Raw genomic sequence first — 16,094 nt, forward strand, 5'->3', positions numbered from 1 at the left:
TTCAGGCTCGCCGATACGATGCGGCAAGAGGCTGCCGGTCCGGCATCGACTGCGGATAGGGCTATCGGGGCGAGATCTATCCGTGTGAATATCGTTACGGCGGCGGACGATAGGCTCGCAGGGGTAGGTCGGGAGACAGGCGGTCTTCCGTTTCCACGCTTCTGGGCGCGGGTTTGGGTGCGGCGACGGGAACCGTGGGCGCGAGGGCGGGCGCGGTATCAGTAATGTACCGCGGTGCCCCGGCGGCGGGACCGGCCGGAAGGGGCACGGTGGCGGTGCCGACGGCAGGCTGTGGAACGGTTGGGACGCTGCGCTCCACGGCGGGCGACAGGGGCACCCGCCGGTTGTCCTCGGCCTTCTGAGCCCGCGCGTTCGGCCGCTCCATGGCTCCAGGAGGCTGCGGATCCGCCTTTGAGGGTTTCTCGACCGCTTTCGCGGCCTGGGCGGAGGGACGCTCGCGTCGTGTCTTTGGTGCTGGACGGGTCGACACGCGCGCTCCGCCGCCATCGCGTCCGGCGCCGATGGAGAGGTGCATGCGTTCGACGCCGGAGACGAGATCCGCCAGGGTCGCGGTGGCCGTCCGGCACAGGCTGACCCGGAGGGACGCCGCGCGCTCGGTGCTGCCTCCGAAGAGGCTCTCGGGAGCCGATCGCCCGCCCGATCGCGGGGCGAGGTCGATCCATTGCCACGCGTAGAGGCAATTGCTGCCCACCGCGAGGCCTACGGGGCCGTAGGCGTTCCGCTTGGGCACGGTGGAGACGCGCATCACTTCACCGGGAAACCGCGCCAGAAGCTCCGCGGCGATCCCGAGGCGGGTCGGCTTTCCCATGGACAGGGCCGGGCCGAAGCGCGAGCCGGTATCGGTGCCGTTGCGAACGCTGATCTCGGCGTAGTTGCGCGCCCCCCCGGCATAGGTGACGCGCTGGGCGTAGCCATCGCGAAACGCGGTCTGCGCCACATCCGCGATGCGGCCCGCGCCGGGGATCTCGACCACGGATTCCGCCAGCGCCGCCCGTGTCGTGAGCACCAACGGCAGGAGGATCAGGGCGGCGAAAACGCCGGATCGCGGGGCGGCTGCGGACCGATTGGAGCGGATCATGGACGTTGCATCGAGCTCGGCGCGGTGTCGGGGTTATCGTAGCCGCGGTTGGCGGCCGGAGAGTTGGGCAAGGTGAAGCGGTCCGTCTCCGACGCCGCCCGTTCCTGCGGGGCACGGGTTCGCGCGGCCTGCTGGGCTCGCCACATCGTGCCCTCGCCCGGCTCCGACAGGGTGGAGGACCGTTCCGAGCCATCATAGCCCGGCATCAGGTTGAAGCCATAGCTCTCGTAGGGCATCGGCCCCGCTCCGGATACCCGGCGCGCCACCAGCGGCATGGTCTTCGATACGGGCGGCTCGGCGAGGAAGGCCCCGTCCTGCCGATCCGCCACCACCCGCGCCAGGGACGGGGGAGCGTAGCGCAGGGGGTTCTCCGCCGGCACCGCGAGGGGGAACTCGCTGCGCTGGACCGGCAGGGGCTTGGCCTGGCCGTCCCCCGACGAATCCGGTTTGGGCACCCGGCCATAGGCGGCGGTGTTCCGCGCAGGCGCGGCCGGGGCGGAGGCGGGGGCGGGCGCCCCCGGTGCCGGGCGCCCGCCCTGGGGCGGGGATGCGTCCGCCGTGGCCGCGCAGGCCAGGGGCGGTCCGGCCGGTCCCTCGCGGAACAGCAGATCCACCACCTTCGGGAACAGGCCGTCATAGCGGTTGACGATCGTGAGGTAGTCCTGCTTGCGCTTGAGGCGCTGCAGCGACAGGGCATAGCCGGTCACGGCGGATTCGCTCGGAAGCCAGGCCACCGCGTGCTGGAACCACTCGAGCGCAGCCTCGAACTGGCAGGAATTGTAGGCGTACCAGCCCAGCGCCTCGGCCCCCTCCCCCGACGCCGTGGCCAGGGTCACCTTGGCGTAGCGGTTGATCCGGTCGAGATCGATGAAGCTCGGATTGGCCTGTGTGAGCTTGCGGCCCATGAGGTCGATGAACAGAATGCTGTTGCCGACATATTTGTCCCGCCAGGCATAGGCGACCTCCTCGGCCTCCCGCAGCATCCCGAGTTCGCGCAGGGTATGAGCGAGGCCGTGGGCGATCATGGCATCGCCGCCACGGCTGATGGCGAGCTTGAACCAGTCGAGGGCCGCCCGGAACTGGCGGTGGTTGTAGGTGTACCAGCCGAGCAGCCCGGTCTGGCTCGAATCGCCGGAGGCGCGGGCATAGGCCTGGAACGCGGCCATGTCCGCCGGGCTCGGCTCCTGTGCCGGTGCACCGTGGAGATCGGCGACGATGCGGGCGCGGGTGATGTCGTTGGCGATCGCCTTGAACTCGGAACCTCCCTCGGCATCGCCGCGCCCCATGGCGATGAGCTTCTCCGCCATGGTCATCGGCAGGGTGGCCATCGCCTTCTGGATCGTGGCCAACCGCACGCCGGTGTCGTTGCTGGTGTCGAGCACGGACTTGTAGAGAGCCAGAGCCTCGGCGGTGCCCCCCTCGGAGGCCAGGGCCTCGGCGGTCGTCCAGTAACTCTCCACGTCGCTGGGATCGAGGGCGGAGGGGTCGGCCCGGTAGAGGGCCACGATGTCCGCCGTCTTGCGCGCGGAGGTCAGGGCCTTCAGGCGGCTGCGAAAGCTGGCGCGCAGGAGCTTGCGCGACAGCTCGTCGGACGGGCGCCAGTTCGGGTCCACCGCGCGCCTTGCCGCGATCGCCGCGTCGAGGTCGTCGAAACGCCCGGCGGTGAACAGGTCCCAGAGCGGGGCCTCTTCCGGCGGGCTCGGCTGAAGGGTGTCGAGGTCGGTGGGCTCGACCCAGCCGGGATAGAGCTGCTTCAGCCGGGCGGCCTCGGCCTTCATCCGTGCCGTCTGCTTCTGCGACGCATAATAGCGCAGGGCGCTCTCGTCGACCATGCCGGCGGCGCCGGAACTGCCGGGCGGGGCGATGATCGCGGGCGCGCGCGCCGCCTCGTCCGGGTTCTCGGTCTGCGCCGCCGCCGGGGTGACGAGGAAGAGACCGGCGCCGCACAGCAGCGCAAGCCGGCGCGCGCGCGACGTCGAGGAAGCGGTGACCGGCCTTTCCCTCACGCGGATCACCGTGCCGGACATGACAGGTTCCTCATCTGCAGCGCCACCATCGACAGGAGGTGCAGCGTCGTCGGGTAATAGTTCTCGTTCCCCTGCGGCCGTCCGAACCCGTCGGGCAGCGGCGTGCCCTTCCTGTCGCACAAGAGCAGCGCCGACAGGGCAGTGTAGCCACTCTCGCTCAAGGACTCGACCGTCCGGCCGTCGGCGGTATCGACGATGGGCAGACGTTCGCGGTCGGGACCCGACCAGAGGGCGACGAAGGGTTCGTAATCGCTGGGGCGCCCGACCCCCGCCCAGACCATGTAGAGCGGGATACGGATGGCGTTGTAGGAAAACAGCGGCGGGAAGCCGTCCGCCGGACGCGGCTCGTCGCCCTTCAGGGAGATCCATTCGGTCGGCAGCTTCGCCGTGCCGAAGCGGGAGCGGCGGATCAGGTTGAGGCCGCTGGCGGTCAGGGCCGCCCAGTCGAATTCGGGGGCCACGATGGGGAGACGGGCGAAGGCCGGGAACACCCAGTAGGAGAGGTTGATCAGCGGGCCGTCCGCGCGCTCCGCGGCGGAGAAGCCGGAGACCGCCGGCAGCAGCAGCGCCCCGTTCTTGTCCTTGAACAGGATGGTCTTGCGCGCGACCTCCACGGCCATGCGCCGCGCGGCCACCCGGTACGAGGGCTCGTCCCAGGCCTCGGCCGCTTCCGTGAGGGCCCAGGCGACGAGGACATCGCCGTCGGAGGCATTGTTGAGATCGGCCACGGCCGGCCGTTTGCCGGGCTCCCAGCGCCAGGCCATCAGCTCGTCGGAGCGGACCATCAGGTTGGCGCGGGTCCATCCCCACAGCCGTTCGAAGGTGACCCGGTCATTGGCGGCCACGGCGAGGAGCATGCCGTAGCCCTGCCCTTCGCTGTGGCTGATCAGGCCGTTGGCGGTGTCCACGACGCGGCCCGCCTCGGTGACGAAGCGGGACCGGTAGGAGCGCCAGAGATCGGGGTTCTTGAGCGAGTCGACGAGAACCGTCGCCTTGGCGGCTCCGGGCATGGCATCGCCTTTCGCGCTGGGGGCGCCGGGGATCGCGGTGGCGGGCGGGACCGGCGAGGCGCCGTCCTGCGCCCTCGCGGGACCGATCCGGGAACTCACGACGGCCAGCGCGGCGCAGAGCGCCAGGCCTGGGAGGGGACGCATGGTGCGGGTCATCCGTTCTTCCGGCCGATATTGCGCACCAGCGATGTCGTCGTCAGGCCGAGGAGCAGGGCGAGACCGAGGGTGAGGGCCACGTAGATCGCCGGGTTCATCGACAGCCACCCGGCGGTGACGAGGCGGATGTTGGAGAGGGAGCGGGTCTTCGTCTCGATGAGGTCCACGTTCCGGGCTCCCACCGTCTCCAGGGAGCCGTCGGACGCATCGAGGAACGCGAAGCGCCCGTCGATCCGCGACCAGACCTCGGGATCCACGAGGCAGGCCGTCGAGGCCTTGAGCAGCAGGGCGTTGGGGGCGGTGACCACGGTGACCGACCCGTCGAAGCCGCTCTGCACCGCCGCCTTCGAGGGAAAGCCCTGGGCCATGAGCAGGCTGGCGCCGGGGGGGACGGTGACGGTGGCGGGCGTCGACGGTGCCGCGCTGAACAACGCGCGGGGATCGCCGACGAGGGAATTGACCAAGGCCCCCGCCCGCTCGACGACGCCGTCCGCCGCCTCGAGGAGGGGATGGCGCGCGCGCAGAGTCTCGTCCCATTTGGTCACGAGATCCCCGTCCGACAGCCTGGCCTGGGGCGCACGCCGCGTCTCTCCGGCCGAGGCCACGGGAGGGGTCGATACCGGCGCCGGGCGCAGGATCAGTTCGGGAAGACTGCAGCGCGGCGGCAGGTTGCGGCGAAGCCGGTCCAGGGTCGGCGCCGGCACCGAGCCCGACTGACCGGGAGCCCGCGCCGTTTCCGCCCGCGCCTGCCAGATCGACTTGATCTGGTCCGGGTCGAGGCCCAGCCCCGACAGGGTCGCGGGTGACAGGGAGCGCACCGGGCCGACGACCAGGGTCGGACCGGACGAGCCGCCCTGCAGGTCGCCGGCGAGTTCGAAATCGATCATCCGCCCGGCGGCCCCCGCCAATCTGGCGGCGAGGGTCGCGGCGGCGGCCACCGTATCCTTGTCGAGGGTCGGCAGGACGAGCCGCGGCCGGCGCTCCGACTTGACGAAGGCCAGGGCTCCGCTCGTCGTCGCGGCGAGGTCCGGGATCCTGGCCGCGCGTGCAAGGGTGGGGATCGACAGGCTGGCGCGGTCGAGGATCAGGAACCGCTCCCGCTTCGAATCCGTGGCGTTGAGGCCGCAGGTCTCGTCCGCCGGGGTGGGAACCTGGGCCATGATCGCGACCCGGTTGAGGCCCGGACGCCACCGGGCGAGGGGCAGCGGGATCGTATTGTTCTCGAAGACCTCGCCGCGGGTCTGGGCCAGGGGCACGCTGGCGGCATTGCTGCCGTTGAGATCCACGAGGATGCGGGCTTCCGAGGTCAGGCCGGACGCGTAGGCGCCCGCCAGGTTCAGCATGACCTTGCCGTAGTCGGCCGGCAGGAAGTCGGCCGGCAGGTAGACATCGAAGGCCGTGCGCAGGAGCCGCCCCGAGAATTCGCGGGTCGAGACGCCGAGGCTCTGCAGCGAGACCGTCTCGTCCCCCTCCATGACGGTGCCGCGCGCCAGGGACGCGGCCTTCAGGCCGGCCGGGGTGCCGTAGACCTCGCCTCCCCGCGCCAGGGACGCGATGGCCTCTTCGATCTCGGCATAGCTGGTGCCGCTGACGACCAGGGTCGGCGCCCGGTCCGGGCGCGGCGGCAGGACCACCAGCCTCGGCCCGCCGGTGGCGCCGATCGATTCGAGATCGGGCATCTCCCGCAGTTCCGCCGCCGTCCCGACGATGAGGTTGAGGCCGGCCCGACCCGTCATGGGCGGGCCGAACTCGACCACGGGGCGAGCGATGCGGCCGATGAGGCCCACCGCTTCCACGGCGTGGATCATGCGTTCGAGCCGGGGCAGGTTCGGCTTGTCGTTCGCCACCACCCGGACCGGCAGGGCACCGCTGTCGTCGGGTTCGAGGGCGGGGAGATCCTTGAGTTCGAGGCTGGCGGCGGCGACCGGCGCGATCACGAGGCCTGAGCGCGACGGGTCGATCTGCGTCCAGAGCTCGTATGTGGCGTTGAGCGAGCAATCGACCCGGTGGCGCTGGCTCGCCTGCAGGGAGACGGAATTGTATCCGAGCTTGAGGCTTCCCTCGGGTATCTCGAACTCCACCACCTTCACCGCGCCCGGCGCCTGGATGCTGGTGCGGCCGACCACGGCGCCGTTGACGCTCACGGTCAGTTCCGAGGCTTCCGGCGCCACCGAGATGGCCGAAAGGTAGGAGATGCGCAGGCGCGGGCGGCCCCGCGTCTGAGCTTCCGTCAGATAGACGGGAAAGCGCAGCATCGCCTCCTCGCCTTCCATCCGGAACCCGTCGGTGGTGGCCGCCAAGCGCCGCGCCGGCGCGATCCTGGCGGCGGGCGTGTCGCGCCGGGCCTCCTCCGGCGGGGGACTGGTGCGGGGCGGCGGCGGGGCCTCCGGGCGACGCATGGCATCACCCACGGGGGGGACCGAGAAGCGCTCGGTCGGCCCCGATCCGAGAAAACTCTGGGCCCGGCTCTCAGGCGTCGACACGACGAGGCCGAGGGCGGTGAGGCAGGCGAGAATGCGAACGGACTGCATGGCGATCTCCCTCACGTCCGCACGAGTGGGTCGCTGGACCCGCGGTTCGCCTGCTTTCCTGCTCCTTCGAGAAGGCGGTCGTTCTCGAATTCCAGCATCAGCCGGACCCAGTCCGTCGCGGCCTCGCTGCCGGGAATGCGGCTCGATCCCTGGCGGACGACGAGGGGATTGTCGGACGGGCCGGGCGGGGGGGTGGGAGGCGTGTCTCCGGGAGCGGTGAAGGGCGCCGGGCGCTGGGCCAGGAGGGGGGCCTTCGCCTCCGGTTTCGGCAGGACGGCGGGCGCTTTGGCGGCCTTGGTTGCGGCCTCCTCAGTCGAGGCATGCCCGGCCTTGAAGGCATAGCTCGCCGCGCGGAACGGCTCGACCAGGCCCCACCAGATCAGCTGCAGCGTGCCGGAAAGGATGTTCTTGTGCCTGCGGCGGCTCTGCTGGAAGCGCAGGAGAGCACCGGCATCGCCGTACATCAGGCTCGCCAGCGCCCCGTAACCCTTGGGATCGAGGGGCTGGAACTGCAGGGTGACCACCACCTCATCGCCCGATTGCGTGATCTCGCCGATCTCCACCGGAAGCGGGACCTGCACGGGCGCGCCGTCGATGGGAACCACGGAGAGCTGGCCCATGCGGTGGGTGCTCCCGGCCCCCGGCGGCAGGCCCTCGGCTCCGAAACGGATGGTGCAGCCGAGCGCCGAGGCGCGCTCGATGGCCACATCGAGTGCGCGGCCCCCGAAGACGAGGCGTCCTTGCCGGTCGATCGCCAGCGAAGGGCTCGCCTCGGTGGTCCGGCGCTCGGCCGCCACGCCGAGGGCCACGCCGGCGGTGAGAAGGTTGAAGAAGTTCCACAGGCCCACGACCAGCATCAGGTTGGTGACGCCGGGCTCGAACAGGTAGCGGTAGAGGGCCGTGCCGCAGCCGATGAGCAGGATGAAGTAGACCGCGAAATAGGGCCAGGCCATGGGCGAGAGATGGTCCTGGTCGAGGGCGGCGCCCTTGGCCGTGACGTTGAAGGTCGGCTTGCGCGGCGACACGATCACCGAAATGATCGCGCGGAAGAGATAGAGGCCCTGGACGTATTCGTAGAGCTCCGAGACGAACGGCCAGCGGAACTTGCCGTAGACGTAGTTCTGCATCATCAGGTTGATGACGATGTAGGTCGCCGTGTAGGCGATCGACTCATCGACGCTGGCCACGAAGATCTTCAGGTCGAAGAAGATGTGCAGCATGGGCGCGAACATGAAGATCATGCGCGGCACCGGGAAGAACCAGAACGTCATGCTCGACAGGTAGGCGAGCTTCTGGATCGGGTGGAGCCCGCGCTTGAACAGCGGGTTCTTGAGCATCAGGATCTGGAACATGCCCTGGCACCAGCGCGAGCGCTGGCCGATGAAGGCCACCAACGTGTCGGGCTGCAGGCCGGCGATGAGGGGCGTGTCCACGTAGATGCTGTTCCAGCCGCGGGAATGCAGCTCGAAGGCGGTCTCGCAATCCTCGGTGATCGTCACGCCGGAGAATCCGCCGGCCTCGTCCAGGGCGCGCCGGCGCAGGAGGGCGGCCGAGCCGCAGAAGAACGACCCGTTCCACTTGTCGAGGCCGCGCTGCGTCACCGAGTAGAACATCTCGTTCTCGGACGGCATGCGGTCGAAGGTGCGCAGGTTCCGCTCGATCGGGTCCGGATTGAGGAAGGCGTGCGGGGTCTGGACGAGGAACAGGCGCGGATCGGCGGCGAAATGCCCGATCGTCTCCCGGAGGAAGGAGCGGAACGGAACGTGGTCCGCATCGAGGACGACGATGATCTCGCCTTGGGAATGCTTGAGGCCGTTGTTGAGGTTGCCCGCCTTGGCGTGCTGGTTGCGCGAGCGGGTCAGGTAGGTGACGCCGAGCGCCATGCACAGGGCCTGAAGCTCGCTCCGCCGCTGGATCGCCTCCTGCGCCTTGGCCGGGTCGGGATCGGCGCATTTCTGGTCGGTGCCGCCGTCGTCGAGCAGCCAGACGTGGAGCTTGTCGGCCGGGTAGTCGATGAGCTTGGCCGCCGACAGGGTGGTCGAGAGGATCCCCGCATCCTCGTTGTAGCTCGGCACGAAGATGTCGACGGTGGGCAGGTCCTCGGGCGCGCCCATGGGCGGTGTGCTGCGGCGCAGCGGATCGGCGTTGATGATGAGGCTGATGAAGAGGATGAAGACGCAGTAGAGTTCGCCCAGCAGCAGGACGAGGCCGAACCCGAAACTCACCGGATCGGACGGGGACGGCAGCGTGTTCGTGACGCGCCAGAACATGTAGCGCAGGACCACCAGGCTCCCGAGGGCCAGGAAGACGAACCGCGCCGGCGGGTTGTCGAAGAAGATCCACAGCACGATCATCGCCGCCATGGCGCACAGGCTCATGGCGAGCTGATCCTGCGTGCTGATCGGCTGACTCAGCAGAGCGAGTACGGCGACCGTGGACACCAGCCACACGGTCCAGCGCAATGCAGATCTCAAAACGAGTATCCCTCTGGGGGCGGGCAATGGGTCGACGTAGGCAAGTATCGCGCGGCTGGATGAAGCTGTCGTGAGGAAGGATGCTTAACTTCGCAAATCCCGAAACACGACAGAGCCCGGCGGGCCGCGCGCACAGAGTGCGGCCAACCGGTTGCGATTATCTTGCCAGGCTCGAAATAGAGAAATCGCGTTTTTAATGTGTCGTTTTGGACAGGACCGGCCAGCTGCGACGCCGCGGCCATGCACGAGAGTGCGGTGCACCAAAACGGAACACCGCCTGTGCGACGTCAGAACGCAGCCCGGGCCTCCACGCTGGAATAATAGCCGGCGCCCTGGATCCGGTCCTTCACGTAGCCGACGCCCACGGCCATCTTGATCGGGCCGATGGAGAAGCCGGTGACATGGGCGCCGATGCGATACTGGGTGAAGAAATTGTCGCCCAGGAACATCACCTCGGGGCCGATATACACCCCGTCCGCGACCATGTATCCGGCGCGGAAGCGCGTGTAATAGGCGCTGAACTGCGTCGAGTAGGAGCCGTAGGCCGAGACCATCGTGTTTTCCGAGGGTCTGGCATAGAAATTCGCGGCGAGCTTGGCACCGACGCCGGTTCCGACCACCGGGTTGCCCGGATCGAGGATCGAGAGCTGGTTGCTCCGCACGTTGAAGCCGACGAAGCCGGCCAGGGCGGCATCGCGCCAGATCCACTCGTAGCCGGCGCTGAGAGCGGCTTCCTGCTGGTAGCCGTCGACCCGCTGTCCCACCCCCTGACCGGGATAGCTGTAGGTTCCGGCCACGGCCTCGACCCGGACGCGCGGGCCGCTCTGAAGCAGGGTGCCTTCCGTCGCGAAGGTGCCGGTGACCGAGCCGAAGGCCGAACTGTTCGAGGTCACCGCCGCCGAGGCATCCACGGCCGTCGTCCAGGCATCGTCGCGGGCGACCGGCTCGGCACCCGTGTACCAATCCGCAGCCTGCGCCTGCATCCCACCGAGGAAGGCGGGGATGAGGACAGCGGTAAGACCTGCAAAGCGGTTCATGGCGGCACGACCCTGTTGTCCCGACGCGCCCGGATGCATCCCTCAGCGGGTACCGTTACCATCGACGCTGGTTCCTTTATGTTGCGTCAACGTTAACTGGAACCTAACAGCATCCGAGAATTTACGGCCTCTCGAAACCTTACCGAAATCTTGCGCGGCTTGACTTCATTTCGTGCCGCAATCGGACTCGGACATATCCGTTGCAGGGCGGCCGATCCCTGAACCGGGCGCCGTCGCCTCACGGCAGCCCCGAATGGCGCGCGTCACCAGGAACGGCCGGTCGACATGGTGGCAGGCGGGGGACCGGTTGTTCGACGCGGGCGATCCGCTCGACGCGCTCCGGACGGGGGCGACCATCGGCCCATCTCTTCCTCGGCAAGCGACCCTCGGGTCGACGCCGGCCGATGTCTCCGACCGGCGCTCACGGGACGATGCGGGCGCCGGCCCGTCTCAGGCAGCGGCCGAGGGGGCCTTCCGGGCAGCCTCGCGCATGACGGCCGCGAGTGCGGGATAGCGGAACGGCTTCTCGATATGCAGGAAGGCGCGGGCGCTCGCCGGCAACTGGCCCCCCGGGCTCGCGAGAATGACGCGGATCTGGGGATGACGGTTGGTCATGGTCACCGCGAGCTGGAGGCCGCTCACCACGGGCATGGCCCAGTCGGCGATCATCACGTCGTAATCCTTCGCCTCGTCGATGAGCGCCAGGGCGTGCTCGGCCGAGCCGGCCTGGACGACGACGTGACCGAGATCGACGAGGGCATCGGCGAAGCTCTGGCGCACGAGGCTGTCGCTGTCGACGAGGAGGACCCGAAGGGCGGGCATCCGCGCACCGGCCTCGGACGCCTCGGTTTCCGAGGACGCCTCTCCGGCCCGGAGCCAGAGCTCCGCGAGGAAGCCCGTGCCGCCGCTCCCATCCGAGAGGAGCCGGAAGCCGCCGCCGACCTGGGTGAGGAGGGCCGACACCGCCTTGGTCGCCTCGCTGTCGCTCGAGGGCATCTCGGCGGCATGGCGGCCCGGCGTTCCGCTGGCCAGGACGATCCGCACGTAGCGGCCGGAGGCGAGGGCGATGCCCTCGTCGTCCGTCAACACCTTCTCGTCGGCGCCGATGGCGAACCCTTCCGACCCGATGTCGCGGACATGGAAGGCGAGATTGAGGAGGACGGCCTCCAGGACCTTCTCGCTGCACAGCACCTTGGCCAGCCCCGGGCGGACGCGGGTCTCGACCGTGGTCTGGTGCAGCACGTTGGCGCCGAGGAACGGGCCGAAGGCGGCCAGCGTCACACCGACATCGGTCTCCTGAAGGCCGGTATCGTCACGGCGCACGAAGTTGACGAGCCGCCGGGTCAGGCTCGATCCGCGTTGCGCGCCCGACAGGGCGGCATCGATCAGGCGCCCCTGATCCGAGGGAAGGTCATGACGCCGTTGAAGGGTCGCGAGATTGGCGATGACGATGGTGAGGACGTTGTTGAAGTCGTGGATCACCCCGTCCACCACCTTGCGCAGGACGGTACCGGTGCGGGATTCCGCGGGAGCGTCGCTCTCCCGGCGACGGCGATCGATCGGAGAGGTGCTGCCCTCCGCCGGTGAACCGCCGACGCGATCCACGTCCTTCACGGCCTCGCCGACGAATTCGCGGCTCAGCGCATGCAGGATCGTGGGCTTGGCCGTCTGCGTGTCGCCCTCGGCGCGGATGAAGCGAACGAAGAGGCGACGCTGGCCATTCTCCGCCAGGTTCCCGGTGGTGCGCAGAACGACGTCGTGCGGGCCGGGCTGATCCAGCGCCGCCTGCATCGTGAAATCCATGAGGTCGCGGTCGTCCGGGGCAATGCCGCTCTTCAGGTCGGTGAGGGCGACGGCGCGGTCCGGGACCGCATGGGCCGAACGCGTGGCGGGATCGGACCAGGTGACGCTGCCGGCATCGATGTCGATCTCCCAGTAGGTCCAGCCCGACATGGCCTCGAAGGTGCGGAAGCGCTCCCGGATGCGCGAGAGGGCCGAGCGCGTCTCCTGCAGGGCGCGGACGCCGCTGCGCTCCCGCGCGACGAGACGCTCCTCGTGTTCCACCAGTTCGGCGATGCGCGAGGGCGACGAGACGCCCTGCTCACTTTCCCCGATCAGCTTCAGCCGCCGCACGATGCGATCGCCGACGACCCAGCCGGCGCAGGCCGTGAGAACGCACGCCGCCAGCCACAGCGCCAGGCTGCCGTTGTCGGGCAGGGCCGCCTCGAGGCTCCGCGGCAGCCCGGCATTCGGCACCCGCGCCACGGCGAGCCAGCCCGATGGGCCGAGGTCGCGGAATCCAGCACTCGGCGTGGCCTGTTCCACCACCTCCCGTGCACCGGCCGCCTGTTGCGCCATGAGGCCCGAACCGGGCCGCGCGTCGGCGCCGAGGACGAACAGGCTCATGGCACCGCCCGCGCCGCGAGACGGCCCGAGCACCTTGTCCCCGATATCGCCGAGCCACGCCTCGTTGAGGCGCGCGACGAGAACATCGTCGCCTCCGGACACCGTCGCCGAAACCGGGAGCGCGATGTCGAAGACAGTCTGGCCGCTGCCCCCCGGGGACGGGACGGCGACGATGGCCTGGGAGGTCCTGGCTCGCAGGAACCAGGACCGGCCGGACACGTCCCGGCCGAATCCGAGATCGTTGCCGGCGACCTTCACGCGGCCATTCGAGCCCACGAGGTTGAGTTCGGCATAATCGGGGCGCAACCTGAGCCATGCGCTCATCACCGGCTGCAGTTCATCCGCATCGAGGCGCGGGGACGCCTGCTTCAGGGTGATCGCGAGGGTCTTGAGATCCTGGACGACGTCATAGACCCCGCGATCGACCGCGGCGGCGAAGCGCTGGGAGGTCTGCGCGGCATCGAGGGGCTTGCGCGCGTCGGTCCGGCCCGGGCCGAAGATCGTCATGCTGCCCACGACGACGGCGATGCCGACGAGCGCGGAGCCTCCCGCCACCAGGGCATAAAGCGACTTCAGCGACATCAGGCTCAAGCCGGACTTCTTCATCTCATCTCACGCTGATGGTTCTCGACATCACGCCGAGAGAGCGTTCCAGACTGTCGGGCCGAGATCAAACATACCGATCAGCGTTAAAAAATCCTTTAAGCTCGACGGTTAGTGGGTTGCAATCGTTGAGGGGTTTCGAACCGAGCGGGATTTTTTCGCCGGTGCGCCCCGGCCTTTCCCGAGGCCGGGAGAACCGCGGGTGGCCCTCTGTCGTCACGTGGCGACCGGATGCGCCACGGGGGCCGAGGGTGTTCCGCAGGCCCGGCAGAAACGCTCGAAGGTGCTCTTGCGGTGGTCGCAGGCGGGGCAGCGCTCGAAGGCGCCGAGGCCGCAATGCGGGCAGAAATTCAGGCCCGGATCGTCGAGGGCGATGGGCCGCTCGCAGCCCGGGCAGGATTTCTTGGCAAGCCGCTCCAGCGCCTGGTCCGTGGCGATCTCGCCCCGGCGCTCCTCTGTCGGGCGCGTTTCCGCGAGTTTCTGCCGCTCGTTGTAGGATTGTAGGGCACCGATCGCGGCGCGGCCGGCGATGAGGGTCACGAGGACGCCGACACCGTATTGAACGTAGCCGCCATAGCTCGGCAGATAGGGGACGAGCTCCACGAAGAACGCGAAGGTCGCCGCGAAGGCGAAGCCCCAGACGAAGGGCCAGTTGCGGCTCCGCCGTCGCTTGAGCAGCAGCCAACCGGCCAGCGCCAGAAGCGGCAGCGTCAGGGCGAGGCGGTATCCGAAGACGCGCAACTCCTGCTCCCGCTCCGCAGCGCCGAGCTTGACCTCGGCCGCCCTACGCCGTTCGCTCTCCGCCCGCGTGAGCGGCTCCTCCTCCTCGGAGAGATCGAGCCGGGCCTTGGCCAACGCTTCCAGCCGCTCCTCGATGGTCCGCTCGGCCCCCTTCAAGGCATCGAGCGCCTGCGTGCGCGCGATCAGGTCGGGATCCTGATCGACGCGCTGCGTCGCGTCGCGGGTCCTCAGCCAATTGGCGAAGGTCTCGCGGGCCGCCTCCGAGGCCGAGCGCGCGGCATCGAGGGCGAGTTGCTCCTGCTCGGTCCGGCGTCGGTTGTCGTCCTGCTCCCGCCGGATCCGCTTCAGGGACTCGGCCGCCGCCTCGTCCGTCGGCCCGTCGAGGAACTGTTCGAGGGTCTGGCGGTGCTCCACCTGCGGCAGGTCGCCGACGACGAGGGAGCCGAGGCCGATGAGGAACCAGGCAAAGAGGAAGGCGATGAGCCAGAGCCCGAGCGTCAACCAGCGTTCGGACAATCTTCGGCTGGACCGCATGCGATGATTCCTGTCGAAGGCCCCGCCCCCAAATCCGCGACGTCGGGGTTGGTCCGCCACACGTGCGTGACGGTGCCGGAAGCCGGGTGTAGTCGCCTTCGATCCTCGGGAACAGACCCGAGTCGGGGCCGATCACGGATCGGTCGCTGGCCCGAGAGGAGAACGAAAGGTCGAGCGTACCGGAGAAAAGCCCGAGGCTTCACATCGTCGGACTGGAGCGGGCGATCGGGATCGAACCGACGACATTCAGCTTGGGAAGCTGAGACGCGCCTTTTCGACCCCCTTCCCTGATCCTCTCCGCCGTTCGCCAAACCCCTGTGTGAGCTGGGAAAATCCCTGAACTAGGTAGGTATAGAGCCTTGCCGCGGGTGCTTTGGCGTGACTGGTATCAGACCCCGGAGCCCGCATGCCGCCCCCGAACGCCCGGACACGCGAGCGCGCCAAACTCACCGCACGCCACGTCGAGGCCGCACGGAAACTTGTGGCGTCAGGCCGGTTGGAGGGGCGCGCTCACGAGCGGGCCGACGAGCAGGAGCGCGGCCTGGTGCTGCGCGTGGGCAAGCAAGGGGGGCCTGGTACCTCAAGACGGAGACCCGGACGGTCCGCCTCGGAGGGCATGGACCTTCCAGTCGCAGCGGCCCAACGATCCCGCATCGACCTGCGCCAGGGGCGGGTTCCGTCGAAGACGAACCTGCGGGTTTGAGAAGTGGCCCACCGGCGCAGGCTGTCCAACGAGGACGCCCGGCGAGAATAAGCGCTGAAAGATCTCGCTTCTCGCGAAATAGCTTAAAGCATTGATTTATACATAGAATCACACGTCGAGGCGGGGTCACGCTTCAAGGCCGATCCACTTCTGAGGCCGGCGACGAAACCGGGCTGAGCAGGGCGATTGCGACCACGTGCACGGCGCAGAATTTTGTACGCGACCTCAAGGAACCTGCCGTGGCACTGCTCTTGCCGACGATGGTCTCCGATCTGGGAGCGTTCCTGCCGACCTCCGGCAATCGACATGGATCAGATCCGATAGGCACGGCCGCACCGTTGGAAGCGCACGACCGCCGGACGCCATGACATCAGACGAACCGCGATCACTTCGGGGGGGTGACGATCTTAGAAATCTTGTCGCAACTCGCCTTCAGTGAAGCGGGATTCGATTGTGTCTCTACGGTCATCGCGTCGAACGCCTTGTCATAGATCCGGGCAAATTCCACCGCCGACAGCCCCTTGGTGGCGAAATCCTGCTGCAGTTTGGAGCGATGTGTCGTTGCTGTGATCCGATCGATTTTGCCACATGCCACTCCGAAGGCATCGAGCTGACCGCCCGCCTCGGCCATGGCTTCGTAATAGCCTTTCGGCGCATTCTGAGCCCACGCCGGAGCGGAAAGAACGAAGCCGAAGGCAAACGCCGCGGCGATCAGATACCCTCTATCGATCATATCCTATTCCTTCTCACATTTGGCTGGAACAGCCGGCCCC

9 protein-coding genes are annotated in these 16,094 nt (G+C 68.6%); all 9 read right to left on the bottom strand.

Annotation, left to right across the window (positions count from 1 at the left end; genetic code table 11):
• Window positions 1-94 precede the first annotated feature (94 nt).
• Window positions 95-1,099, bottom strand: a complete 1,005-nt coding sequence (gene bcsN, locus ASF08_RS17700) for a cellulose biosynthesis protein BcsN (RefSeq protein WP_056147823.1) — start codon at window positions 1,097-1,099, stop codon at window positions 95-97.
• Window positions 1,096-3,126 (bottom strand): hypothetical protein, encoded by a 2,031-nt coding sequence (locus ASF08_RS17705; protein WP_056147826.1) that lies wholly within the window; start codon window positions 3,124-3,126, stop codon window positions 1,096-1,098. Before ASF08_RS17705 ends, bcsN begins: the two co-directional genes overlap by 4 nt.
• Window positions 3,111-4,292, bottom strand: a complete 1,182-nt coding sequence (locus tag ASF08_RS17710; protein ID WP_056147829.1) for a glycosyl hydrolase family 8 — start codon at window positions 4,290-4,292, stop codon at window positions 3,111-3,113. The genes ASF08_RS17705 and ASF08_RS17710 overlap by 16 nt, the downstream gene beginning before the upstream one ends.
• Window positions 4,289-6,823: a cellulose biosynthesis cyclic di-GMP-binding regulatory protein BcsB gene (locus tag ASF08_RS17715; RefSeq protein ID WP_056147832.1), complete on the bottom strand. Its 2,535-nt coding sequence runs from the start codon at window positions 6,821-6,823 to the stop codon at window positions 4,289-4,291. The genes ASF08_RS17710 and ASF08_RS17715 overlap by 4 nt, the downstream gene beginning before the upstream one ends.
• Before the next feature lie 11 nt (window positions 6,824-6,834).
• Window positions 6,835-9,297, bottom strand: a complete 2,463-nt coding sequence (gene bcsA / locus ASF08_RS17720; RefSeq protein ID WP_056147834.1) for a UDP-forming cellulose synthase catalytic subunit — start codon at window positions 9,295-9,297, stop codon at window positions 6,835-6,837.
• Window positions 9,298-9,584: 287 nt separating this feature from the next.
• A complete protein-coding gene (bcsS, locus tag ASF08_RS17725) occupies window positions 9,585-10,334 on the bottom strand; it encodes a cellulose biosynthesis protein BcsS (protein ID WP_018041773.1) in 750 nt (249 codons plus the stop codon).
• 450 nt (window positions 10,335-10,784) lie between these two features.
• Window positions 10,785-13,346, bottom strand: coding sequence for a response regulator (locus ASF08_RS17730; RefSeq protein ID WP_056147836.1), 2,562 nt, complete (start codon window positions 13,344-13,346; stop codon window positions 10,785-10,787).
• Between the two features lie 213 nt (window positions 13,347-13,559).
• A complete protein-coding gene (locus tag ASF08_RS17735; RefSeq protein ID WP_056147839.1) occupies window positions 13,560-14,618 on the bottom strand; it encodes a zinc ribbon domain-containing protein in 1,059 nt (352 codons plus the stop codon).
• Window positions 14,619-15,706: 1,088 nt separating this feature from the next.
• Entirely contained in the window at window positions 15,707-16,054 is a 348-nt protein-coding gene (locus ASF08_RS17745) for a hypothetical protein (protein ID WP_056147842.1), read from the bottom strand.
• Between the last annotated feature and the right edge of the window lie 40 nt (window positions 16,055-16,094).

Origin of the sequence: Methylobacterium sp. Leaf85, assembly GCF_001422125.1 — a bacterium.
Lineage (GTDB): Bacteria > Pseudomonadota > Alphaproteobacteria > Rhizobiales > Beijerinckiaceae > Methylobacterium > Methylobacterium bullatum.